Consider the following 368-nt stretch of genomic DNA (forward strand, 5'->3'; position numbering starts at 1 on the left):
CCTGCGCAACCAGTTAACACACTGGTTAGCAGAACCAAAGGTAATGCTGTCCGAACTATGCTCATCTAGTTTTCTCCTGAGGGATCGGCTAATAACCGATTTCAAGGAGTAAAGACCGGACTTTTAATCTCCGCCAGCAATAGGCCATTGCTGTTTTGCCTTATGTTCACGGAAGATCGGCGCTTTTTGCTTAAACACGCTCGACAAGACACGTTAATCTTGGCGTTCTGATTGAGGATCTTCGATGACTGCAAGTATTTCTTCGCGCACGCCCCAGCAGGCGTTGGCCGCATTGCTTGATCGTTACGCCCCGACGCGTCTGTTGCTGATTGGCGCCAGTGAGTTCCCCGCGCTCGAGGCATTCAAAC

1 pseudogene is annotated in these 368 nt (G+C 50.8%); it reads left to right on the forward strand.

The features are described from left to right. Positions 1–244 precede the first annotated feature (244 nt). Positions 245–368 (forward strand): annotated as a pseudogene (locus tag AC1DLB_RS32415) (DUF6231 family protein); the annotation flags it as partial.

The sequence above is a fragment of the Pseudomonas sp. 05N434 genome, from assembly GCF_056396965.1.